We start from the raw sequence: 24,591 nt of genomic DNA on the forward strand, positions 1-24,591 counted from the left end.
TAGGACTAAAAATATAATAGAGGAACTAGCAGTACCTAATGCTATACTGCTAGTTTTTTGTTTGCAAAAATTCGACAAATTCCGGGACGTCACTGTGACACGTCGTATTCTGCGTCAATAAAAAATTTAACACGTTCTCCAATTAGGTAGTATCTGGAGTAGTGCACGGGTGTTCCGTAGGTTCCGTAGATGACTTTTTTTACTAGGATGACGGGGGTGGTTTTGCTTATGCCCAGGTATGTGCATATTTCTTGGGTGGGCAGGTTGTATTCTATTTCTTTTTCTACTTTGGTGAATTTAATGTGATAATGTTCTCGGATGATCGCAAAGGTGGATGTATCGTCTGTGATTTTGCTTTCTATGCCAGGGTATAGGTTGGTGGGGAAGTAGGCGAAATCAACACTGAAAGGGCCGTGGGAATCCTTTACCACCCGAATCAGCTTTAAGAAGGAAGTGTGTCCAGTGCCAAATGCTTTGGCAATCTCCGACGTATCTTCAATGATTTCTTTATATTTTATCTCTTTTTGAATATTGTTCTCCTTTTCCCCGGTTGATAATCCTTCTGTAAATCCTTTAAGGTTTAAAAGATGAAGATCCTTTTTAGCAATTTTGACAAAGGTGCCCTTGCCGCGAATAATCTCAATAAATCCTTCTTCAACGAGTTCTTTGATCGCTCTTCGAATGGTAATGCGGCTAACGTCGAATAGGTCACAAAGCTCTGCTTCATTCGGTATTTTTTGTCCGGCCTTAAGGTCGTGTTTTTTCACATATTCTTTAATTCCAGCCTTAATTTGCTCGTATAGGGGGACTGGGCCGTCTATTTGTACATCCGGTTTTTCATGGCTCATTTCATACTCTCCTATAGCTGTTTTTTCTTCTATTACTTTGTAATTTTACTCTACATGAGGAGAGGATTGAATACAATAATTTTACATTTTTTTAGGGTATCCGAATCCGCCATACATTCCGCACGTTTTTGCAGCAGAAAGAGTGGCCTTTTCAATAGCGGATGGCATCGTGTCTCCGTTTAAATAGTTTACAAGAAAGCCTGCAATGAGACTATCACCTGCACCCATCGTATCCACAATTGAAATAGGGTTTAGCTTCTGCTCATATTGAACTCCATTTTGGAAAAATAATGCCGGCTCACTGCCTCTCGTTAATGCAAAAACCTCAAATGGTAACGCTATTAATTCCTCAATAAAAGCACCTAACTCTGCTTCCGATAATTCTGCGGCTGAAAAGAAGGCATATTGAATATAGGGAGCGATCGAACGTATATAATCTAAATCCTTTCGACTGGAAAAGTCATATGAGATCTTAATAACGTTTGAAAGCTTCTCAAGCTCGCTTTCCATCGAAGAATAACAGCTCACATGACAAAGGTCAAAATTTGAAATATAATCTAATTCATCATCTATAAGCTGAAGCTTAAACATCCGCTGTACCGTGTTTTTTGGACCGCCGATAAAAATACGGTCTCCATCCTTGAGTGTAACACGCGGCTGGCCGCTAATACCCATTACGGATCTGGCATGCTGAAAATCTACTTCCTCCTGTTTCAAGGCATATTTTATATGATCCGCTTTCTCATCATTCCCGAAAATTCCGATATAGGAAACCTGTTCTGCGCCATTACGCTGTGCGTTGACAGCCACATTCACGCAATTTCCGCCAGGGTAATAAATCTCCTGATCCAAATAACAATCTACTACATTATCACCAATCGCAATCAGTTTCATCGTGTTTCCTCCTATTAAATATGTGTACTATCCTTTAACAGACCCTTCAGATAATCCTCTGACCAAATACTTCTGCAGAAAAATCAGCAGAATGATCATTGGTATCGACGCGATCACCATGCCCGAAAGCAGTACGCCCCAATCTGTGCGGAGAGCATCTCTGAAGTTCATCAGCCCAGAAGGTATTGTTTTTAAATCATTTGAATCAATAAAAACGGTTGCAAATAAAAACTCGTTCCAAGCAAAGTAAGCTGTTAACACGACTGTCGTAATAAGAATTGGAATGGATAATGGAAGATAAATTTTCGTATAAATTTTAAATTCACTGCATCCATCAATAATCGCCGATTCCTCAAGCTCACGGGGAATGCTTAAGAAGAAGGCACGAATTAAGATAATTGTTAGCGGTAAACGATAAGCTACATAGATTAAAATCAGCGCCCATCTTGTATTAATCAATTCCATCCATGTCAGCAGTTCAAATAGGGGAATCAATGCAACCTGCGGATTCATCATTAATCCGCCGATAATCATATATAAGGAGACATCAATCCATTTGGATCTATATCTTGATAACGCAAATGCAGCCATAGAGCCAATTATTACGACTAAAATGATCGTTGCACCTGTTACAAATACACTGTTGAGAAAATAGCTTGAAATTCCTAAAGACCAAGCGGTAGCATAGTTTTCGAAATGCCATACATCAGGCAATCCCCACACATTGTTATAAATCTCGTCATAACTTTTTAAAGAAGAGATCACCATCCAGTAAAGAGGATAGAGTATGATTATCGAGAATATGATAAGACCTAGAAATGTGATGTTCCGGGAAAGGGATGAGGCAGCATTGCCAAAATGATTTCTCCGTTTAAACATCATTATTCCTCCTTTCCGGTGCCAGAGACTTTGATTTGAATGACAGCAAAAACGGCTGTTAAGATGAAAATAAGTGTTGCAATTGCTGAAGCGTAGCCCATATTATCCTTCACAAAGCCTTCCTGATACATATGAACTGCTAGAGTCATAGAACTAAAGCCAGGTCCGCCATTTGTTAAAATATACGGCTCATTAAAAACGAGCATAGAGCCGGTTACGGTTATGAGCAGGTTAACAAACATCGTTTCTTTTACTTGTGGAACCGTAATGCTGAAAAACTTTCTGATTTTGCCTGCACCATCAATATTGGCTGCTTCATATAATTCTTTTGGAATTTTCTGAATCGCAACGATAAAGAGCATTGTAATGAAGCCGATGCTTTGCCATTGCGACATCGCTATGACGGCATAAATAGAAGTGGTGCTATTGCCTAGCCACGGCTTGGCCAAATTCTCAAGACCAATTAATTCCAAGAAGCTATTCAAGATTCCGATCTGCGGGTTATATATGAAACCAAACAAAAGGGCGATAACAGAAATGGATATCATAACTGGGACAAAGTAAATAATCCGCAATACCGGAGCTGCTCTTCGAAAGAGTTTATCTTCTAAAATAGCTGCCAATACGAGTGCAAAAAAGACTTGAAACAGCACGGAGATGACAGCATATTTAATGTTGTTGATAAACGCGGTTGTTACAATCTGATCTTGGAAAAGGTTTTTAAAAGCCTTCAATCCGACAAATTCCTTTGTTTGAGAAAAAACGCTAAATTCAAAGAGACTATTATAGAAATTTTGAATAAGTGGAATATAGATGAAAATTCCTAAAAATAAGAGGCTTGGTAAAAGAAATAGGAAAGGAATCCATTTGTTTTTTCTGCTGACCACCCTTTACACCTACTTTCGGATTTAATGTATATATTGGAGGAAGAGCTCCAATCTTCCGGAGAAGAAAGGAGCTTGTTTGAATTTTTAAGATATTATATATGTGTGTATCTCTATCGATCAAGCTAAATTTTCTATTTCATGCCTTCTACAGTCTGCTGAACCTCGCTCAAGATATCAGCTGGAGTCGATTGGCCTGTGGCAAGGCCTTGACTGCCTCGCATAAATACATCTGCTACATTTATATCTAAAGCATTATCGAACCACGGTGAAACCGATGTGGCATTTAAAACTAGATCATAAGCTTCCAAACTCGTTTCATTTGCATTTTCAGCTGTTACTGATCCTTCAATTGCATTAAGCTGTCCGTCCGTTTCAGTAAAATCGAAAGCGGTTTCATCGGAAGTTAAGAATTTCAAGAATTCAACTGCTTCCTCAGGGGCATTTTTACTTAACATCCAGCCTTCAGGTGCACCAGTTAAAGCGGTTTGATCGCCTTTGCCATCTTTAAAGGAAGGGAAGTCGAAGAAACCAAACTCTACATCTCCAATTTCTTCTACAAGTTTAATCTCAGCAAATTGCATGTATAGGATCGGAACCTCACCGCTGCCGAACATATTTCGGGCAGCTTCATGATCGATTGCAGTCGAGACATCGCCCATATAAGTGGTTAATTCTTGGAATACCTCAAGTCCTTTGATATAACCTTCATCTGTAAATTCGGCATTTTCCAAGCTGTAATCTTTTGCTAGCACTTCAGGGTCTACTAATCTTTGAAAGATCGTGCCTAAGTAATGGGAGATGGCCCATGTATTTGTTAGTCCTTCTACTAATGGCTGCTCATAGCCAGCCTTTTGCAAGTCATCTAAGACAGCGATAAATTCATCATATGTTTTTGGAATTTCAATTCCGTGCTCTTCAAAGACCTTCTTATTATAGAAGAAAGCTTTACCATCAACTGTGAATGGAACACCGTAAGTCGCATCATCAAAAGTAAATCCTTTAAACTGGGATTCTACTATCTGAGAAGACCATTCGGTGTCTTCCTTTAAAATATCATCGACAGGCAAGATTTTTCCTGAGGATACCAGATTCTTTGCAAATGAATCAGACCATGATGAAAAGATGTCAGGCAGGTTGTCGTTAGAGACAAGCACTTTAATTTTTTCTTTGTAGGAATCATTTAACACATAATCAACGTTAATATGGACATCCGGATTTTGCTCCATAAACTCTTCAATTTTTTGATCGTAAAAGGACTTTCTAGGTTCATTTGGCCACCGATGGAAAAAGTCAATTTCCGTTTTTCCTTCACTTGAACTGGCTCCATCGCTGGAATTACAGGCGGACAATATTGATACGATTACGAGCAGTAAGACCCAATATTTTCTCCCTCTCATGATAAGCCTCCCCCAAATATGGCGGTTTTCGGCAGCGAGTGACTGTCTAGATCTCATAGGCGGATTCCGTGATGTTTTCCCTGCCTATTACGCACTTTTTCTTTTATAAAACCCTTCATCCTTGAAGCTTTAAAAGATTAATAGTCCATTTTCCACATATATCTTCTGACCGACAGCGGGTGGCCTGTATGCTCTGCTAAAGCATCCGCATATAAACGGAGCACAACACCAATGATCGCTGGACCAAAATATTCTTTAAGATCCTCGTCAACTCCTTCATATATTAACGTTTCTACATCCACGACCTCGACCTTTTCACTGAACTTTTTCGCAAAGCTTAATGCGCGTTCATCGAGTGGGCGGCTTGGACCTTCTCCTAGGATTAAGAGGAATGGCACATCATAATCTGTTACTTCGAAAGGTCCGTGGAAATATTCACCGGAATGAATGGCGTTTGAATGAATCCACAGCATTTCCATCAGCAGGCAGCTTGTAAACGAATATGCCTGATGGATGTAGGCTCCGCTAGCCATTGTGTAGATGATATTTTCACGTTTGTTCTTTTTACCAAATGTATCTGCTACTTCGGCGAATTTTTCTCTGTTTTTTGTGTATAGGTCTTCGAGGAGGGCTAATTTTTCAACAACACGAGCAAATTTTTCATTAGGTGCAAATACATTTAAAAGCTGGAAGATTAAGCTATAGAACATTCCTGTTTCACCATCGATCGCATCTGAGCCATCTTTATAGTTGTAATGAATGATATATTCTGATGACTGACAAAGAGGAGAATCTGTTTCCATTGATATGGCAACGGTTAGAGCACCTTTTTGTCTGGCAAAGCTTGCAGCCTTTACGGTTTCAGGAGTTGTACCAGAATGAGATCTGAGAATGACTAAGCTGTTCTGGCCTAAAGACTTTGGATCGCGATGGATAAATTCATTTGATGTGTAGACAAAAGATGGGACATCTGTTTCTTTTGTAAAAAAATAATCACCCAATGACAGAGAAGCCATTGAACCTCCGCAAGCGATAAAGAATACATTCTCAATCTGTCTGCTCTTCACAGCCTCAATCACATTCTCGAGCTGTTCCAAATGTTCCTGCTTCATCGACTTGTTACTCACCAATACTCCGCTTTTTTGTTTCATCATTACACCTCCGAAAATTTATAACATCATATGACGTTATATTAATTAGTATCTTAAATCTGAATATTGTTAATTGTCAATATGTTTATGCGTCACAGTGACGCCCCGGAATTTGGCGATAATTGTCGATTTCAAGTACGCCACCGGCAATTCAAAGGTCAGGGATTTTATTTTCGGTTTACGGTCAGCTAGCAATCTTACTAAAAAAATCAATTGAAATCACATTAAAAAAAGACGCCAATAAGGGAGTGGATTTATTTCCTTTTTCCTCGTTTTTTGTCGATATTTTATGATAAAAATCTTTCTTAAAGCTATAACTTCTTTGCGGCCTTCTTCGTCTAATGATATGAAAAAGAAAAAGGAGTGACAGAATTGAAGAAAAAGTTATCTGCATTTTTATTGTCATTATTATTATTTTTATCTGCGGGAATATTTTATTACGAAGGTGCCCCAGTTCCTGTTGAAGCTAAGGAGCAACAAGAGAACGTATCATCTGAAGTAGAACTAGATGAGGAGCCTCAAGCTGAAGCCATAAAGGAAGAAGCAAAAGAGGAGCAGCCTGTTGGAGCTGAAAAGGCTGAACAGCAATCTGGGGAGAAAGAAGAAGACGGTAAACAGAAGCAAAAGTCCGAAAATAATGATAAAAAACGGACTATAACCATTTACGGAGAAACTTATCATCTTATGATGGATGATCCTACTGCAAAATCTGTGAAGGCGGCTCAATCTATTGGTGCTGATTTCTATGCCATCCCTCAATCAGATGTAGCTGCACTTGTAAAAAACGGAAAAGTGATTGCCAGTATGTCTGTTGGAGCGATGAGAATCCTTCCAGAGTATAAAGAGTTCGTGTCAAATTATATCCAGCATCACAAGGAAAGAGGAATTGCACAGAATATCGACTTAGTTCTAAACACAGGCGCAAAAGTCCATGCGGAGTTTGAGAATCATTCATACTACTTGCTATCCCTTGAAGATGGATATTTGATTGTTAATTACGATTGATATGTATAATTAATAGAAGAAACTAGCAATAGCAGATGCTATACTGCTAGTTTCTTTTTTTGCTTTTGAATAAATCGACAAAAATCGGGGCTGTTCGGGGCGTCACTGTGACGCCCCGACACGCCCTGCAGACACCTCGCAGACGTCCCAAAAAGCCCCAACCGCACCACTCTCCGCCCAAAGTCCCGACTAAACAAAACCTTTACGATTTATCTACAAACGCTTACAATTCTGAAATCTATTATTTACAAATAATTGCTAGGATTGGAATGTATAACTAATACATAGTAGGGAGTGTTGAGAAATGAAGAAGAACTTTTCTTGGAAGAAAGCGGTAGGAGCTTTAGTAGCAACATCTGTTGTTCTTTCAGCAGGCATCCCAACATCAGCAGCAAGTGCTGCAGAGAAAGGTACAGCTAAGAATGTTATTTTAATGATCCCGGATGGAATGGGTGCGAGCTATTTGACAGCATCTCGTATTTTCAAAGGGGAAGAGCTTAGCTTTGAACGTTATATGAAAGGTATGATGAAAACGTACTCTGCAGATACAAGTGTAACGGATTCAGCTGCAGCAGGTACGGCAATGGCAACAGGATATAAGACAGATAACGGCAAGATTGCGGTAACTCCAGATGGAAAAGAGCCGAGCTCTATTTTAGATGCCGCTCGGGATAAAGATAAAGCAACAGGAATTGTGGCAACATCAAGAATCACTCATGCCACTCCAGCAGTATTTGTTTCTCATGATGCTTCAAGAGGAAATGAAGCTGCACTTGCACAGCAATACATTAACAATGTAGATCTAATCCTTGGCGGCGGACGCGACATGTTTACGCTTGAAAAAGACGGCGGCAAACAAACAGATCGCGATTTAGTAGCAGAAGCAAAAGAAGCTGGTTATGAATATGTAACAAAAAAATCCGAATTAGATTCTGTGACTGGCAACAAAGTACTAGGTTTATTTGCAGATGCAGCACTAACTTACGATATTGATAGAGTTAATCAAGAAGAGCCTAGTTTAACCGATATGACTGAGTTTGCGATTGATACACTAAGCAAAGATCAAGATGGTTTTTTCTTAATGGTAGAAGGAAGCCAAATTGACTGGGCTGGACATGCGAACGACCCAGTAGCAACAGTGACTGATATGCTTGAATTCGATCGTGCCGTTGAAAAGGCGCTAAATTTCGCTAAGAAAGATAAAAACACACTTGTTGTCGTGGTTGGAGATCATGAAACAGGCGGAATGAACATTGGAACAACTGAGGGCGGTTATGCGGATAATATAGATGTTTTGAAAAATATCAAAATGAGCAACAACGTTTTAGCTGCGAAACTAGCAGAAGAAGCTGACGTAATCTCGATTGCAAATGCGAAAGAATCTGAAGGTAATTACTACTTGCCAATTCGTGATGCTGCAAAAGAACTAGGAGCTAAATTCTCTTTTAACTCCAAATCAGGAAAAGCAACGGTTTCTTTAGATGGTACAACAGCTACAATCGATTTATTGAAGAGAACAACTGCAGTAAAAGGTGAAAATGGACGTATCGGCATCGTGAAAACACCTGGTGTAAACCATGTAGATTTCCAAGACTTCACGGAATTATTTGGTTTACAAGCTGGTTATCAAATCGGTGACAACAAAGCTGACAACAAAGCATATGTAGTTGATGCTGAAAGTGTTTTAGAAAAGCACACGAAGCTTGATATCAATGATGCAGATTTAGAATTGTTAACATCTCAGCCTTGGGATGGCAGTACTTTAGTTAACACACTTGGAACAGTTATTTCCAACCATGCTTATATCAGCTGGGGAACGCGCAACCACTCTGGTGTTGAAATCCCTCTATATGCATACGGAAAAGGTTCTGACCAATTTGTTGGTTTAATTAATAACACAGACCTGCCGCGCATTATTTCTTACCTGCAAGGCACAGAGCTATTTGAAGATGAGCAAGCGTTTATCGATCAAATGGAAGAAAGAAGAAACCAATAATTCAGTGAAAAGAAAAGCGGTGCAGCGATGCTGTACCGTTTTTTCTATCTAAGTTGAGTGTACTGGCAAACTTAATGTTAAAATACCTTTCTAACAATAGACATAAAAAAAGACAAGGATGCAGAGCATCTTGCCTCTTTATATAAGCCCATTTTTAAGCGTTAATTAAGTGACAAGATCAACTGCTGTAAGTCCTCACCTTAACAGAGCACTTCCTCTAGTACTATAATCTTCTTTTCTTCCCACAGCGAACACAGGTATCGGTATAATAACTAAATTTATGCTTTCTCTGAAAGAAGCACATAATCCCTTTTAAGCTCACTTGTCAATCCCCTCTACGGAAAAAAGTTTGTTACTAAATACCTCTTTTTTTCTATTTAATGCCATTATACTAGAAAAGTTCGCTAAAGAGAACGGGTTTTTGGGAAAAAACTGTCTTTTTACAAAAATTTAATATTTTTAGAGATTTCAAAGTTAACTTTTTAATATTTGGTAGTATTGAGACCTTTTTACTAGGTTTTGGTTTTTGAATTGGCTGTAGCGAGCCAATCATATTTTATAGCAGAGATTCTTCCAAGATACTCCAATGACCAGATTTATAATCTCAGTTTCGTCCCACCCCCCTCCTGCATATCTTAAAAGGGGGTGAGTATTTATGGTGAAAATCTTTATTGACCCAGGCCACGGAGGCAGTGATTCAGGAGCAGTAGGAAATGGGCTTCTGGAGAAGAATCTAACTTTACAGATTTCTCGAGTCATTCGTGATTTACTTTTGCAATATGAGAATGTTTCGGTCCGGATGAGCCGTGAAGGTGATCAGACGTTAACGTTAAATCAGCGGACCAATATCGCTAATGCGTGGGGAGCGGATTTTGTTTTATCAGTTCATATAAATGCTGGAGGAGGAACAGGGTATGAGGATTACCGGCACAGCAATCAAGCCGCAACTTCTGTCTCTGGGAGAATTCAGCGGGAGATCCATGCAGCGGTTACGACGTCATTATCATCTTTCCGCGTAGTGAATCGCGGAGTGAAAACAGCTAATTTTCATATGCTCCGTGAGTCGGATAGCCCAGCAGTATTAACCGAAAATTTGTTTATTGATAATGCCGCGGATGCTAATTTGCTGAAACAATCGGAGGTCATAACGGCGATTGCAGTCGGTCATGTTCAAGGGATTGTTTCATTTTATAATTTGCAAGGAAAACCCAATACCATTACACCGGAGGAGGATGATCTTATGGCACAGCCATTCAATCCAACAACGTCAACTATTCGAAATTCAGTTGCAACTGTACTGGCAAGATTTGAGCAAAAAGACCCAGCCCTCGCCAGACAATGGAGAGAACAATTCTTAAACGGACAATTAACCATCTCAGACGCGATCGGTTTACTATATGTAGCAATTGAGCGTGGGTATATAGAAGGAAATGAGTAATAGATTAAGAGGGTGGGGAAGAGAAATCTTTTACACTCTCTTTTTTTGTTCCTATTTTAACTAGATTGTATATGGAAACCTTGTAGATTTGAGCGGAATGGTGCTGGACTCCTGCGGGCAAGCGTAGGCTATACAGTGGAAATCGTACTGCTCATTTCTTACTAAATATAGATAACGCTTACACCCAAAATGACAACACTTTACAACATCCAGCAATCTTTTTACCCACATACTGACACAATTAAACAAATATTTTGATTATAAAAAAATATTAAAAAATTTCATTTACTTATCGAAATACCTATGATTATAATCAGATTATCACAAATATTTCAACATCTAGAATATTATTAAAAATAAAGGAGGGTAGATGACAGGAACATTAAAACAACTATAGGGGGAATTGCCTTGATCAGAAAGGTGTCTTTAGCACTGCTTATTTTCCTGATGGTATTTTCAAGCGCAGCTTATGGTGCAGTACCGCCTAAAGCTGAAAGAGAAAAGCCAGTTACATCAGGAGAAAAATTAGAATCACCAGAACACGAATATAATGATGAAGATGAAGTGCGTATTATTGTTGAATTGGACGGAGAAGCTGCAGTTCAAAAAGCGCAGCAGCAAGGTAAAATCTATAGCGAATTAACAGAAACAGAGAAAGAAAGTGTAGAAAAAGATCTGATTGACCAGCAAAATCAAGTAGTAAACGAATTAAATGCAGACAAGCTTGGAATTGAAGTGATTAATAACTTCACAACAGTTGTGAATGGCTTCAGTACAGAAGTCAAATTCGGAAATATTAAATTTATTGAAAAAGCCGACCGTGTGGCGACTGTACATATTGCACACGAATACACAAGACCAGAAGTGAAGCCTGAAATGCGCTATAGTAAGGAATTAGTTGAAGCGCAAAATGCCTGGAAAGAGTATGGCTTTAAAGGTGAAGGCATGGTTGTTGGTGTTATTGATACTGGCATTGATACTGAACATAGAGACATGGTTCTTTCTAATGAAACAGAAGAAACACTTACAAAAGACATTGTAGACGGAATTGTCGCTGAAAAAGGTCTTCCTGGTAAGTACTATACTGAGAAAGTTCCATATGCTTATAACTATATGGATCAAAACGATACGATTCTTGACCTTGGTGCAGAAGCATCAGAACATGGAATGCATGTATCAGGTACTGTTGGTGCCAACGGAGATGAAGAAAATGGCGGTTTAAAAGGCGTCGCTCCTGAAGCACAAATTTTAGGATTAAAAGTTTTTGGAAATGATCCTGAAATGCCTTCTACATACAGTGATATTTATGTAAAGGCAATTGATGATGCCATTAAGCTTGGTGTTGATGTAATTAATATGAGTTTAGGTTCCACTGCTGCATTCGTTCTGCCGGAAGATCCTGAGCAAAAGGCAATTGAGCGGGCTGTTGAAAATGGTGTATTAATGGCTATTTCAGCTGGTAACTCTGCTCACTTTGGTAATGGGTTTGCTAATCCATGGCCGCAAAATCCGGATATCGGGGTTTCTGGTTCACCAGGTCTTTCATATGATTCTTTGCAAGTAGCATCTTATGAAAATACCTATATGGATTTAGATGCTGTAAGTTACTCTTTCGGAGAAGTAACTGGTAAATCTCCTTTTCTTTCTGCGGGAAGCGTACATCCGAATTCCTTAGAAACAAAAGAATTTGAACTTGCATACGGTGGGTTAGGTAATCCTGAAGAGCTTGCAGATGTGGAAGGGAAGTTTGCTCTTATTGAACGTGGTGGAATAGCCTTCACTGCTAAAGCAATAAATGCACAAGCAGCAGGGGCGCTTGGCGTAATCGTTTACAACAATGTAGATGGATATGTAAATATGCAAACTGATCCATCTATTACAGTTCCTCAATTATTTATGCTTAAATCAAATGGGGAAGCTTTAGCAGATGCTTTACAAAGTGGAGAAACGGTTACGATTTCATTTAACGGTGAAACAACCCAAGCACCAAACCCAACTGCTGGTGCAATGAGTGATTTCACCTCATGGGGAGTTACACCAAATCTTGACTTTAAGCCTGAGATCACAGCTCCAGGCGGACAAATTCTATCTACACTACAAAACAATGAATATGGAATGATGAGCGGTACATCAATGGCTGCACCGCATGTTGCAGGTGGGTCTGCACTTGTTCTTGAGCGTGTTGATAATGAATTTGGCTTGAAAAACGCTGAACGTGTGAATATGGCGAAGAATATTTTAATGAATACTGCAAAAGCTCAAAAAGATGTAGGCTTTATTAATAGTGGTGAAGGTTGGGATATCCCTTACTCACCTCGTCGCCAAGGTGCAGGGTTGATGCAATTGCATGCAGCATTGTCCACACCTGTTGTGGTCACTGAACAAGACTCAAAAGAAGCAAAGGTTGCTCTAAAAGAAATTGGCGAAACTGTTGAATTTACTTTAATCGCTGAAAACTACTCAGACAAGACCGTTAGTTACAATATTGGTTTAAATGTTCAAACTGACTTAGCATTATATGGAGAACTAGGTTATTCACCAAGTGCCCTTGAAGCTCAAGTGCTTCAAGATGTTGGTGTGAAAGTAAATGATTCTGAGACAGCTGTTGTTGAATTAGGGGCTGGCGAAAAGAAAACTATTACAGTTGAGTTAGATTTATCAAATGCTTCAGTGTTGAATCGAAATGGCTCTGCACTAGTACCTGCAGAAGAGATATTCACGAACGGCTACTTCGTTGAAGGTTTCGTAACGTTAACGGACACTGCTGACGAGAATCCTGAGCTTTCTGTTCCTTACGTTGGCTTTAAAGGCGAATGGGATAAAGCGCAAATCGTGGACGATGCACGCTGGACAGATACTTCATTCTACGGAATGACAAGCTTAGTCGATGAAAGCTTAAGCTTCTTAGGCTACAGTGCATTTGAACAAGGAGTTAATCCAGATCATATCGCATTCTCTCCAAATGGTGATGGCGTACAAGATCAGGCAATTCCAGTTGTTTCTTTCTTAAGAAATGCGAAGAAAGTGGAATACAATATTTTAGATAGTGAAGGCAATAAACTCAGAACAATCCGTACTGAGAATCATGCCCGCAAAAATTACTATGATGGCGGAAGAGCGCAGCAGTACTCCCTAAGCACAGTTCGCGGCTGGGATGGTCAAATTGATCTAAAACCTGCTGCAGAGGGCGATTATCAGTACGAAATCCGTGCAGTTGTTGATTATCCTGGTGCAGAATGGCAGTCATTTACAATGCCAATCAAAGTCGATGTGACAGCTCCAGAAATTGAAGCAAGCTATGATGCAGAATCAAAAGAAATTACATTTGCTAATGTTGCAGATAATGAAGGCGGCAGCGGTGTTTATTACATTGATGTATTAGTAGACAGTTCTACTGTCCTTTCAGGTCCATTAAGTCCTGATACAAAGACATATGCTGTAAATGGTCTAACAGCAGATAACAATCTTGAAGTTGTTGTTTATGACTTTGCTGGAAACAGCACAACAGAAAAATTACAAGTTGCAGAAGATACGGTGATTCCGGATGTGCATGTATTAACTCCGGCAGCATTTGGAACAGTTGGATCGAAAGATGTTATCGTTTCAGGTTATGTTAACGATAAGTCTGGTATCAAAGAGCTTGAAATCAATGGGGAATTGGTTGATGTTGTAGTGAATCCTGCTACAGGAGCGCATGAATTCTCAACAACGATTTCTTATGAAGCAGATGGCGTTAAGAAGTTTGATGTGAAGACTGTTGACAACCGTGATAATGAAATTGCCTTCCAGCGTACGGTATTTGTTGATAGTACAGCTCCAACAATTGATGTAAAAGGTGCTCCAGCATCAACTGGAAAAGACAGTGTAGAAGTTTCTTTGGAAGTTGCTGATAACTTTGATGAAATCAGAGTATACAACAACGGAAGCGAAATCTTTACAAATGAATTTTTAGAGCCATACGAAATGCGCGGCTACAAAAAGACAATTGAAGATGTAGAGCTTGCTTTAAAAGACGGTAAGAACACATTCGTCTTTGAAGTAACAGACCTTGCGGGTCATAAAGCATCTAAAACCGTTACAATCGAAAAATTAGAAGAAACACCACCTGGTAATGGCGGCGGCACAGGTCCGATTATTCCTCCGACACCACCAGTAACACCACCGCCAGCAACTGATGATGGCGAAGCTGTACTTGATGTAACAGAAGGAAAAGTGATTGATCAAATCAATGATTCTTCTAAATCAGAGGTTACAGTTGATCTATCATCCTTACAAACTGGCGATGTATCTAAGCTGATTGCAAAAGTAGGCAAAGATACATTCAAGAAAGTGGCTGACAGCAAAAAAGGACTTGTCGTGAAGGCAGGAACTGAAACTGTTGCATTACCAGCTGCTGTTGTTGCTGATATTGCTGAGCAAGGCAGTGACAATGTTCAAATAACAATTGCAACACTTGAAGCGAAAGATGTACCAGCTTCAAAAGGTAAAAACCTTGTATCTGAGCTTTATGATTTCTCTATCACATTAAACAAAGACGGCAAGAGCACTGACTACAGCGCATTTGCTGAGCCAGTTGAAGTAACTGTTTCTGTTGATGCTGAGAAAATCAATGATGCAAGAAAAGCTGCTGCTTACTACTTAAATGAAGACGATGCAGCTTGGGAATATGTTGGCGGTAAAGTGTCAGGCGACAGCTTCACATTTACGGTTAACCACTTCTCAACTTACTCTGTTATTGAAAACAACGTTACATTCAAGGATGTAGCTAAGCACTGGGCAAAGGATGAAATAGAAGTATTAGCTTCACGCTCCATCATTAATGGTAAAACTTCTGGATCGTTTGCTCCTGAAGAAGATATCACTCGTGCTCAATTCGCAGCATTACTTGTACGTTCCTTAAATCTTCCTGCATCTGAAGAACAAGGATCATTTAAGGATGTAAGTGCCAATCACTGGGCTGCTTCTGACATCGAAGCTGCTTATGCTGCAGGCATCATCAGCGGTAAGCTTGACGGTTCATTTGCTCCAAGTGAAAACATCACTCGTGAACAAATGGCTGCTATGCTCATCCGTGCAGTTGAGTACAAAGATGCTTCACTTTTAGAAGGATTGAAGCCTTCAGCTTCATTCAAAGATGCTGATAGAATCAATTCGTATGCGAAGGAAGCAATTGACCAAGCTGTTGCTCTGAAATTACTAAACGGTAATTCAAATGGCACATTCGGTCCTAAGAAAAACACAACTCGTGCTCAAGCGGCTGTAGTACTTTACAGAATGCTTGATGCTCTAGATGAGTTGAAATAAGCATGAAGAAGGGGCATCCATTACGGATGCCCCTTTTGATTGTGTAAGACTGCCAGTTTCCTAGATTGAAAAAAAGCGAATCTCTTTATAATGGCACAAAAAATCATACCTAATGTAACCCCATTCGGACCTTAAAAGGTAGGATTCTATAGATGAAAATTACCTCCCCAACACGTTTTAACATTCATTCTTTCAACCTATCTGACTATAAATGAATTTTATATGAGGATTTTAAAAAAACGAGTGAAAACATAAACTTTTTTCTTCCGGTCCTCGTCTAAAAAAGTGAAATATAATAAAAAAGCCTTGTTTTAGGTATTTTGTAACAAAAATGAAATTTTATTGTAATAAAAGTAACTTTCTTTCAGTCTGCTTCGTCTAATGAATAGAGAAAAAAAAGGGGGTGAGCATAATGAAGGTAAAAAAGAAATGGCATGTTGCAATCTTAGCAGCCTTGATGTTATCTGCAGCTGGTGCCTTTTATTATGAAGGAAAACCTGAGAAGGCAAAGGCAAGCGAGGAACAACAGAAACAGCCTGTGATCGAAAGGTCAAATGAAGAGAAAATAAAGAACAAGCCTGAAGAAGACAAATCGCCGGAAACAGATTCAACAACAAATGAACCTGCAGAAGTAACAGAGAAACAGCAGTCTGAACAGAATGTACAGGAAGAAGAAATGGTGATCCGTGGTTACACTTATTTTAGACTAATGGATAAAGAAAAATATCCAAAACATGCTTATAAGATTGAAGCAGCTGAATCAATCGGTGCTGAAGTGTTTGCCATCCCATATTCAGATGTCTACGCCTTGGTAAAAGATGGAAAGGAAATTGGCGCAATGACGGTCGGCAATGTTCAAACCCATCCTGCATATGTAGACTATATAAAAGAAGTTCTAGAATTCTACAATCAGACAGGACTTTATCATAACCTTGATGTTGTACTAGAAACTGGTGCTACGGTCACTGTAGAAGCGGATAAAGGTGTTTATTATCAAATATCACTAATGAAAGATGGCTGGATATCTGTACAATATAGATAATATAGATAATCATGCTGTTAAGTCCACAACCATCGCCCTTAAATAATGCGGTTCATGAGAACATAAAAAAATGAATAAAACCGCACTGGACTTTAACAGACAGCCACTTATCATAAAAATAGCTCCGCAATTTGCGGAGCTATTTTTCATTAACTAATGCTTAAAATTTGCCTCAATTTCTCCCTTGCTCCCTTTCTCCATAGTTTCACCGCGGAAGGAGAGACCCCTTCCTGCTTGGCGATATCGGTAATGCTCATGCCATTAAAAACGGTATAGAATACCCACCTTTTCTGTTTGTCTGTTAATGGCTGACAAAGACCTAAGATTGTATCGAACTCTAAAGGGTCCAGCGTATTTTGATCTTCGATTAATGCCCAGTATTCATCTTTAGCAAACTGCGTGCGCTCCTCTCTGGAATTATTTTTCGTTAATTCATTCAGCATTCTTCCTTTTACACTGGTATAAGCAAAATTGAGAAACTTGCCTTTTTCCGGATTGAATTGCTTCCATGCTTCCCATAAGCTAATCACACCAATCTGAAAATAATCTTCTTTGTTTTGATAGATTTTTAAGGTATTAATAATTTTATGGATCATAGGTTCATATTGATTAAGAATGTCTTCAAAGCTTTCCATTATAATGTCCTTCGGAAAGCGCGCTTTCAATGATTCCCGGGTACTCTAAACATATGGGAAACGATGAAATGAAGCGAATAGGCAAATCGGGCTTTTCAATTTAGAGTGAATGGAGAGAGAGGGAGGAAATGAACATTTATAGAATGTGTATTTGTCGGAAAGAGGGTGAAAATGAGTTTCTGTTTCATTTTCTGAAAAATTCATTAAAAAATAAAACTGTTCTTTCAATAGCATTCTATCAGCTGGAAAACAGCAATTTATTGGGCAATTCTTTGATTTTCCAATAAATTTTCTACGCCGTTCATGCGTTCCATACTGCATAAAAAAAGACGCTCAGCTTAAGCTGGCGCCTCTGTTACTTCTAATTCAAGATGTTCCTTCAATTCATTTTGCACACGTACTTTTTCTTCTTCAGGGACAATTAAGTACCAAATAGAGCCAATATATTCGCCAGAACCGCTTATCTGCAGCTGATCAATCGTTCCAGCAGCATCACGGTAGTTCTTTTGGATATCTCTCATTTCAGCAAAAGTCATGTTTGTCCGTACATTTCTTCCTAAAGCATCAAAGATATCATCAAAATTAGTAAGAGAATTAAAGCTGATCCCTTTTCTAATCACACCCTGGATAATTTGACGCTGACGTTCCTGGCGTCCAAAATCACCGTTTGGATCTTGCTTTCTCATGCGGATATACGCTAATGCCGCATCACCATCAAGTTCGATATTACCTTCTTCAAATTGCTTGCCGCTTTGAGAAAAAGCCATCTTATTATTGACGTTAATGCCGCCAACCGCATCGACAATATCCTTAAAACCTTCCATATTAACCTTAATATAATAATCAAGCGGAATATCAAGGAAGTTTTCTACTGTAGCCATCGACATTTCTTCATTTCCAAATGCATAGGCATGATTAATTTTATCTTCTGTTCCGTGGCCGACAATCTCTGTGCGAGTATCACGCGGAATGCTCAGCATTTTAATTGATTGGGTGTTTGGATTGACCGTTAAAACAATCATCGTATCTGAACGGCCTTTATCTCCTTCACGCTCATCTACACCAAGCATTAAAACGGAGAAAGGTTCTCTTTCCTCAAGAGTAATTTGTTCAACGCGTTTATCTGACTTCTCCCGGTCTATTGGCTGGTGCATCGTATCTACTGCTTCATTTAATGATTTATATACAAGATAAGCATATCCGCCTAGGGCAACAATTAGAAGGACGCTAATAATCCCAATAATTTTCAGCCATTTTCTGCGTTTTGATGTTCCTTTTCTCGTCATTCAGCTACCTCCGCTTTTACCCCATTCACAATCTTTCTCATCTATTGTACCTATTTTCTACATAATTTGTCATCTTAATTCTTTTTTTGCAGAAACAAAATTGATAAAGGCTATTATTCAAAGGCTATTTTCTGAATGATATTTTTTTAAATGTTTTTTATCTATAAACTCATTGATTGAAACGGAATGGTGCGAGACTCCAGCGGTTAACCACCCGCCCCGCCGGAAAGCGAGTACCATGGAGTGTAAATCAACAATAATTTTTTTAAAAAACTTATTTACCCTAGAAACTCAGTGATTTTAGCTTAATTTATCTGTAATGGAAAAATTTATTTAAAAAATAGGAAAAAATATGAAACTATTTTTCATCTCATACGTCTAATATATTATGCGAAAAGTCTCGTTCTAGCAGAATATGATCACTTATCGCACAAATTGCATGTAGGAGGCAATAAGATGAAGAAGTCTATGAAAAAGAAAGGATTAGCCGTTGGTCTGGCTGCAACTTTAGCGGTCAGTACAATGATGCCGGGTCTTTCTTTCGCTGCTGAAAAGGGTATAGGCGAAAAGACTTACGAACAGCTTGAGCGTTTTAACTTAAAGCTAGGAGATGTGAAAACAAGCCAGCTGACAAAAGGCGAGGAGAAAGCATTCGCAGAAAATCAGTTAGTGGTCAAGTACACATCGCCAATTACATCGAGTGAACACCGAAAAGCAGGAGGAAAACTGCTTAAGCGATTTTCAACATTAGGCTATGATGTCATTGAAGTTCAAGGAAAGCGCGAGCTGCAGGAAGTAGCACAAGCTTATGCAGCCTTGCCAAATGTAACTTCCATTTCACGCAGTGCCTATGTTAAGCGTCTTGGCGCGGTAGATCCTAAAACATCAGATATGTATCACCTGAAAAATCTGAATGTTGCCAAAGCACAGGCTTTAGCAGGCAAGAATAAAGTAAAGGTTGCTGTTATTGACACGGGAGTTGATGCAAGCCACCCTGAATTAAAGAACCAGATCATTGCTAATAAAAATGCAATGGACCCAGTGAAAAAAGGACTGGCAGATGCGCATGGAACACATGTGGCGGGTATTATTGCTGCTGAAAAGAACAATGGAATTGGCGGCTATGGAATTGCTCCTAACGCAGATATCATTTCTATTGATGTCTTTAATCGTGCGATGACGGTTACGGATTATACAATCGCAGAAGGAATTTTAGAAGCGATTCGTCAAAAGGCTGACGTTATTAACATGAGTTTAGGCTCATATGCTTCCTCGCCTCTTTTAAAAGAAGCAGTGAAAAAGGCAGTGGATAGCGGGATTGTTGTGGTTGCAGCAGCTGGTAATGATGGAGCGGATATTCTAAATTACCCAGCTTCCTATGAGGGCGTTATTAGTGTAGGTGCAACAAATGCAGAAAACCAGCTTGCTTATTTTTCTACATACGGACCGTCTGTTGATGTAGTGGCACCGGGAGACAAGGTTTACTCATCTGTTTTTGATGCCGGGAAAGGTTCTTCTTTTGTGAACATGAGCGGAACTTCAATGGCTTCACCTGTAGTGGCGGGGGCTGCTGCATTACTATTATCGAAGCATCCTGATCTTACTCCTTACCAAGTCAACTACATCTTAACCAAAACAGCTAAAGATTTAGGTGCTAAGGGATATGATACGAAATACGGTCATGGCCTAATCGATCTAGAAAAAATGCTTTCTTTCGATCCGAAGAAAATTCCTGCCGATCCGGCTGTGAAAGAAGCAGACCTTCTTTCAAAAGCAAAAGACCTTGGTTCAGTTGAAGCAGCAACAGAGGCTTCTGGTAAACTTGTTAAACTAAATCAGGAAGACTTATACAAGGTCGAGCTGAATAAGGACGAGTATCTGGATGTCACTCTTGAGGGCACTAGCAAATATGATCTTAAATTTGAACTGCAATTCTTCAAAGAAGGTGCAAAGACTCCGGAATCTGTCTTAGAAGTGAATGATGCAGCTCAAGGTAGCACAGAAGGCACATTATTTAAAGCGCCGGAAAACGGTACGCTTGTTGTAAAAGTAAAAGATAGTTATGGAAATTACAATGAAGCAGGACAATCTACTTATAAGCTATCATTAGGTAAAAGCTTAGCGCTGCCTGAAGATACCAATACGTATGAAACGCCAGTAATGATTGAAAGTCTTCCATTTGAAAGCGGTCTAGTAAACTATTATACTGATGAAAGTTCGCTAGTTGAAGAAACCGAAATGGCAGAAGACATGATGCCAGGTGATTCCGATTATTTCCGTTTCACGATTCCAGGAAATGAAGAAGACGGCATGAAGATGGTGAAAATTGACCTGTCTGACGTTCCGGGTATTGATCCAACGATTATTCTTCACACCATTGAAAATATGGACGGAGAAGAGTATCAGTATGAGATGGATTCAGTTATGGACAACGGCTTTGGCAAAGGTGAAACATTGTCATTCAGTGCTTATCCTGGTCAGGAGTTTGTTGTTGAAGTAACGAATAAATCTTATTATTTTGATCCGATCATGATTTTATTAGGCGGCGGAATGGAAATGGATTTGAATCGCAGCTTCTCTTCCCAAAAACCATACGAGCTTTCGCTTGATATTCAGGATGTAACTGCTGATGAAGATGGCATTCCAGACGCAATTGGCATGTCTCCTGAAGATTTCCTATTTGAAGGGGATTTCGCAGGATTTGAGGAAGCGAAAGAAAAGCTTCGTTCAAAATCTTTAGCATCTTCTTTTAAAATCGCTAGTGAAGAAGAAGCAGAGGTTGATGAGTATTCGCAAATGATTATGGATGCTGCGATTCCATTTGCAGAGAACGAAGCCAATACTGGCTACTTGCAGACAATGGGTGATGAGGATTGGTATGCATTTACACCTGAACAAAGCGGTCTTTTTGACGTGAAAATGGACACAACCAATGGTTATGCGCCAACAGGTATGGATATTATGAAGTACGATAAAGAGTCACAAGGGTTTATGCCTGTCTACTCTAATGCAACATTCACTTTAACATCTATAGGCGTTAATGATCAGTTCTCTGTAGGATTACAAGCGGGTGAAACATATTATTTCGTTGCCATCGATCAGAATTACAGAGCGAAGTTTGATCCTTACCGCTTTACTGTTAAGCCACTTATTAAAAATGTAGCTGATCAGTTTGAAACAAATGATGCGTTTGAAGATGCAGTAAAGGTAACAACTAAAGCAATCACTGGGAATTATGCTTCAGTTGGTGATATCGATATGTATTATTTCAAACCTGGGAAAGAAAGCGTATATAACGTGAGAGTAACACCAGGTGCTATTCCAGCGAAGTATAAAAATGTTCCAACGATCCACAAATCCGATGTTGATCCAATCCTTGCGGTCATCGAAGACACAAACGGTAATGGTAAGCTGGATTTAGAGGAACAGGCGAATATGACTCTCGTTGACAGCACGCTTTATAATGAAGAAGAGCGAGTCAGCTTCCGTTCGAAAAAGAATGCCGGCTACTTCTTCCTGACAGCTGATTATGTGGGGACAAACTCACCAGTGATTCCTTATGTATTTAAAATTGATGAAATCACACAAAAAGATGAAGACAGTGGATCTGTTGTCAAAAATAATATTCCATCCAAACCGATAGCGCTTAAGCGTCCGGCGAAAGATCGTTACTATGCTTATGGATATATCAATATGACATCCAACAAGCCTGACACAGATTATTACAAACTATCTTTAAGCAAAAACAGCAAACTAACTCTGTCTCTTGAACTTCCTAATGACCTTGATGGAAAAGTGACGGTTTACAACGCAAAAGGCCAATCTGTTGCCACTGCCGACTACTATGGCAAAGGTGATGCAGAATCCCTGCCGTTAAACCTGAAAAAAGGAACCTACTACATCAAAGTTGAAGACGTTCTGGGCGGAGCCAGCAGCCAACCATACAAGCTTATTTTAAAATAAACCATATGAAAGAGATAATGCCTTTGTGGGGTGTTATCTCTTTTTTGCGTTCAGAATGATTTATTTGGGTTCGGCGGATATATGGAAATAACGGCAGATAAAATTTTTATACGGCGGATATTTTGTCTGAACGGCGGATATCCAGGATAAAGAGACTATTACATGACGTTTAGGAATAGTTTTTAAGCAGAATTTAGTCTGAAAGGTAGTCATTTTAATGGTTTTTAAGGAAAATTGGCATTAAATTGATGAAAGAACAGCAGTTTCAGACCGTGCATCCGATCTGCTGAAAACCATTACAATGCAGTGTTAAAAAACCAACAAATCTGGCTTAAATTACCTGTATTTCAATTTTATTAAATTTGCTACTATAAGATTACATTCAAGGATATTTGCGCCTTAAATGCAGGGCAGACTCTGATCTGTACCATTTTAATAGATAGCCATCTTAGGAGGAAAAGAAACGAATGAACAAGCAATTATCCAAGTTTTTAGCAGCTGGAACGACAGCAGCAGTAGCAGTATCTGTTGTAGCACCTGCAGTATCTGCAGAAGAAGTAACAGAAGAGGACTTTGAATTTGACTTTGGATTTGAACATCCATTTACAGATGTTAAAGCAAGCTATGAAGAAGCTGTCAGCTTTTTATATTTTATTGAGGTGATTTCAGGTGTTTCTGACACATCGTTTGGAACAGATCTTCAGTTAAAGCGCGGAGATGCTGCTGTGATTCTAGCCAATACGCTTGGACTGGATACAGAAAACGCACCAGATGCAGGCTTTAAAGATTTAAATAAGCGTGTAAAAGGTGCTGTTAATGCATTATATGCAGAAGGTATTATATCTGGGGTTTCAGCAACAAAGTTTGCACCAGACGATAAGCTTTCACGCGGTGCGATGGCTAAGCTATTAGTAAATGCATTTGAGCTGGAAGAGTACGCAGTTGAAACGCCATTTACAGATGTTGGCGGTACATTTGCTCCTTATGTAGAAGCTTTATATGGAGCTGAAATCACTAAAGGAAAAAGTGCAACACAGTATGGAATTCATGACAACATCAAACGCGGCGATTTTGCTAATCTTTTATATAGTTCATTGATGTTTAGCGGAGATCTATTTGAATCTCCTGTTACAGATGTAAAACTAGTTGACTCCAAAACAGTTACAGTAACTTTTGCTGAAGCAATGCCAGAGGACATTACAGCTGAAGAAGTGGCTGAGTATATGATCATGGGCGTTGATTACAAAAATGAAGAATTTGTTTTGTTAATGCCTTACACAGCTAAGTTCTCTTCAGATCGTAAGGAATTAACAATGACGCATCTTGATCTTCAAGGACAAGAAGGTATCTTCTATCTGGATGAATTCGAAATCCCATATGACTATTCAGCTCCTATCGCTGGAAAAGGCGATATCATCTTAGAAGGTCAAGAGTCTCCTGTGACATTTGATTTTGCTGGTGGAACAACAGCTTCCGTTACGCTAGATAGCGGAGAAGCCGATGCTGTTAACTTAAATGGCATGAGCATGGAAGTTAAAGATCAAAATCAGGATGAAACAGCAGTCAATGTAATCCTTAAAGATACAGACGTACCCGCAGTGGCACCAGGAATTGGCCAAAACTGGGGAACTCTAGAGTACAAAGATGGTCAATGGCAGTTAGTAGATTCAACAAATTATGATATTATTCCAGTTGGACATTACACACTGGAAGCAGAATTTAAAGATACAGCTAATCATGCTACAACGGTTAGCCTTAAGATTGAAGTAAAGTAAGATTAAAATAGTAAGAGAGTGTCCTTATTTGAGGACACTCTCTTTTAGTTTGGTATAAAAAAAGCCGGCAAGCGCCGGCTTCTCTTTCTTA

15 protein-coding genes are annotated in these 24,591 nt (G+C 39.3%); 7 read left to right on the forward strand and 8 right to left on the reverse strand.

Features of this window, described 5'->3' with window-relative positions:
* Positions 1-89: 89 nt before the first annotated feature.
* From F7732_RS11115 to F7732_RS11140, 6 genes are all read right to left on the reverse strand, one after another.
* Positions 90-848, reverse strand: a complete 759-nt coding sequence (locus F7732_RS11115; RefSeq protein WP_151573934.1) for a GntR family transcriptional regulator — start codon at positions 846-848, stop codon at positions 90-92.
* 81 nt (positions 849-929) lie between these two features.
* Positions 930-1,742: a PfkB family carbohydrate kinase gene (locus F7732_RS11120; RefSeq protein WP_151573935.1), complete on the reverse strand. Its 813-nt coding sequence runs from the start codon at positions 1,740-1,742 to the stop codon at positions 930-932.
* A gap of 27 nt (positions 1,743-1,769) precedes the next feature.
* Positions 1,770-2,621: a carbohydrate ABC transporter permease gene (locus F7732_RS11125; RefSeq protein WP_151573936.1), complete on the reverse strand. Its 852-nt coding sequence runs from the start codon at positions 2,619-2,621 to the stop codon at positions 1,770-1,772.
* A 2-nt stretch (positions 2,622-2,623) separates the two neighbouring features.
* A complete protein-coding gene (locus F7732_RS11130; protein ID WP_151573937.1) occupies positions 2,624-3,508 on the reverse strand; it encodes a carbohydrate ABC transporter permease in 885 nt (294 codons plus the stop codon).
* 131 nt (positions 3,509-3,639) lie between these two features.
* Positions 3,640-4,905: an ABC transporter substrate-binding protein gene (locus F7732_RS11135; protein ID WP_151573938.1), complete on the reverse strand. Its 1,266-nt coding sequence runs from the start codon at positions 4,903-4,905 to the stop codon at positions 3,640-3,642.
* 137 nt (positions 4,906-5,042) lie between these two features.
* Entirely contained in the window at positions 5,043-6,056 is a 1,014-nt protein-coding gene (locus F7732_RS11140) for an SIS domain-containing protein (RefSeq protein WP_240056600.1), read from the reverse strand.
* A gap of 372 nt (positions 6,057-6,428) precedes the next feature.
* Here F7732_RS11140 and F7732_RS11145 point away from each other — a divergent pair, with 372 nt between their 5' ends.
* From F7732_RS11145 to F7732_RS11165, 5 genes are all read left to right on the forward strand, one after another.
* Entirely contained in the window at positions 6,429-7,061 is a 633-nt protein-coding gene (locus tag F7732_RS11145; protein WP_151573939.1) for a hypothetical protein, read from the forward strand.
* 304 nt (positions 7,062-7,365) lie between these two features.
* Positions 7,366-9,057, forward strand: coding sequence for an alkaline phosphatase (locus tag F7732_RS11150; protein WP_151573940.1), 1,692 nt, complete (start codon positions 7,366-7,368; stop codon positions 9,055-9,057).
* A 655-nt stretch (positions 9,058-9,712) separates the two neighbouring features.
* On the forward strand, positions 9,713-10,495 hold the full coding sequence (locus F7732_RS11155) for an N-acetylmuramoyl-L-alanine amidase family protein (RefSeq protein WP_151573941.1): 783 nt from the start codon (positions 9,713-9,715) through the stop codon (positions 10,493-10,495).
* A gap of 408 nt (positions 10,496-10,903) precedes the next feature.
* Positions 10,904-15,799 (forward strand): S8 family serine peptidase, encoded by a 4,896-nt coding sequence (locus F7732_RS11160; RefSeq protein WP_151573942.1) that lies wholly within the window; start codon positions 10,904-10,906, stop codon positions 15,797-15,799.
* Positions 15,800-16,211: 412 nt separating this feature from the next.
* Positions 16,212-16,841 (forward strand): hypothetical protein, encoded by a 630-nt coding sequence (locus tag F7732_RS11165; RefSeq protein ID WP_151573943.1) that lies wholly within the window; start codon positions 16,212-16,214, stop codon positions 16,839-16,841.
* Positions 16,842-16,990: 149 nt separating this feature from the next.
* Here F7732_RS11165 and F7732_RS11170 read toward each other — a convergent pair whose 3' ends face one another.
* Complete coding sequence (locus F7732_RS11170; protein WP_151573944.1) at positions 16,991-17,476, reverse strand: sigma-70 family RNA polymerase sigma factor; 486 nt, start codon at positions 17,474-17,476, stop codon at positions 16,991-16,993.
* Between the two features lie 338 nt (positions 17,477-17,814).
* Positions 17,815-18,762 carry a polyisoprenyl-teichoic acid--peptidoglycan teichoic acid transferase TagU gene (tagU, locus tag F7732_RS11175; RefSeq protein ID WP_151573945.1) on the reverse strand — a complete coding sequence of 316 codons (948 nt, stop codon included), beginning with the start codon at positions 18,760-18,762 and terminating at the stop codon, positions 17,815-17,817.
* Positions 18,763-19,218: 456 nt separating this feature from the next.
* Between tagU and F7732_RS11180 the strand changes: the two genes are divergently transcribed.
* A complete protein-coding gene (locus F7732_RS11180) occupies positions 19,219-22,725 on the forward strand; it encodes a S8 family serine peptidase (RefSeq protein ID WP_151573946.1) in 3,507 nt (1,168 codons plus the stop codon).
* A 467-nt stretch (positions 22,726-23,192) separates the two neighbouring features.
* Positions 23,193-24,500 (forward strand): S-layer homology domain-containing protein, encoded by a 1,308-nt coding sequence (locus F7732_RS11185; protein WP_151573947.1) that lies wholly within the window; start codon positions 23,193-23,195, stop codon positions 24,498-24,500.
* Positions 24,501-24,591: the final 91 nt, after the last annotated feature.

Origin of the sequence: Bacillus mesophilum, assembly GCF_008923265.1 — a bacterium.
GTDB lineage: Bacteria > Bacillota > Bacilli > Bacillales > Cytobacillaceae > Cytobacillus > Cytobacillus mesophilum.

Excerpts from the sequence above, each read along its gene's own strand:
- F7732_RS11115 (WP_151573934.1), bottom strand. The coding sequence starts at position 848 with ATGAGCCATGAAAAACCGGATGTACAAATAGACGGCCCAGTCCCCCTA.
- F7732_RS11120 (WP_151573935.1), bottom strand. The coding sequence starts at position 1,742 with ATGAAACTGATTGCGATTGGTGATAATGTAGTAGATTGTTATTTGGAT.
- F7732_RS11125 (WP_151573936.1), bottom strand. The coding sequence starts at position 2,621 with ATGTTTAAACGGAGAAATCATTTTGGCAATGCTGCCTCATCCCTTTCC.
- F7732_RS11135 (WP_151573938.1), bottom strand. The coding sequence starts at position 4,905 with ATGAGAGGGAGAAAATATTGGGTCTTACTGCTCGTAATCGTATCAATA.
- F7732_RS11140 (WP_240056600.1), bottom strand. The coding sequence starts at position 6,056 with ATGAAACAAAAAAGCGGAGTATTGGTGAGTAACAAGTCGATGAAGCAG.
- F7732_RS11150 (WP_151573940.1), top strand. The coding sequence starts at position 7,366 with ATGAAGAAGAACTTTTCTTGGAAGAAAGCGGTAGGAGCTTTAGTAGCA.
- F7732_RS11155 (WP_151573941.1), top strand. The coding sequence starts at position 9,713 with ATGGTGAAAATCTTTATTGACCCAGGCCACGGAGGCAGTGATTCAGGA.
- F7732_RS11165 (WP_151573943.1), top strand. The coding sequence starts at position 16,212 with ATGAAGGTAAAAAAGAAATGGCATGTTGCAATCTTAGCAGCCTTGATG.
- F7732_RS11170 (WP_151573944.1), bottom strand. The coding sequence starts at position 17,476 with ATGGAAAGCTTTGAAGACATTCTTAATCAATATGAACCTATGATCCAT.
- tagU (WP_151573945.1), bottom strand. The coding sequence starts at position 18,762 with ATGACGAGAAAAGGAACATCAAAACGCAGAAAATGGCTGAAAATTATT.
- F7732_RS11180 (WP_151573946.1), top strand. The coding sequence starts at position 19,219 with ATGAAGAAGTCTATGAAAAAGAAAGGATTAGCCGTTGGTCTGGCTGCA.
- F7732_RS11185 (WP_151573947.1), top strand. The coding sequence starts at position 23,193 with ATGAACAAGCAATTATCCAAGTTTTTAGCAGCTGGAACGACAGCAGCA.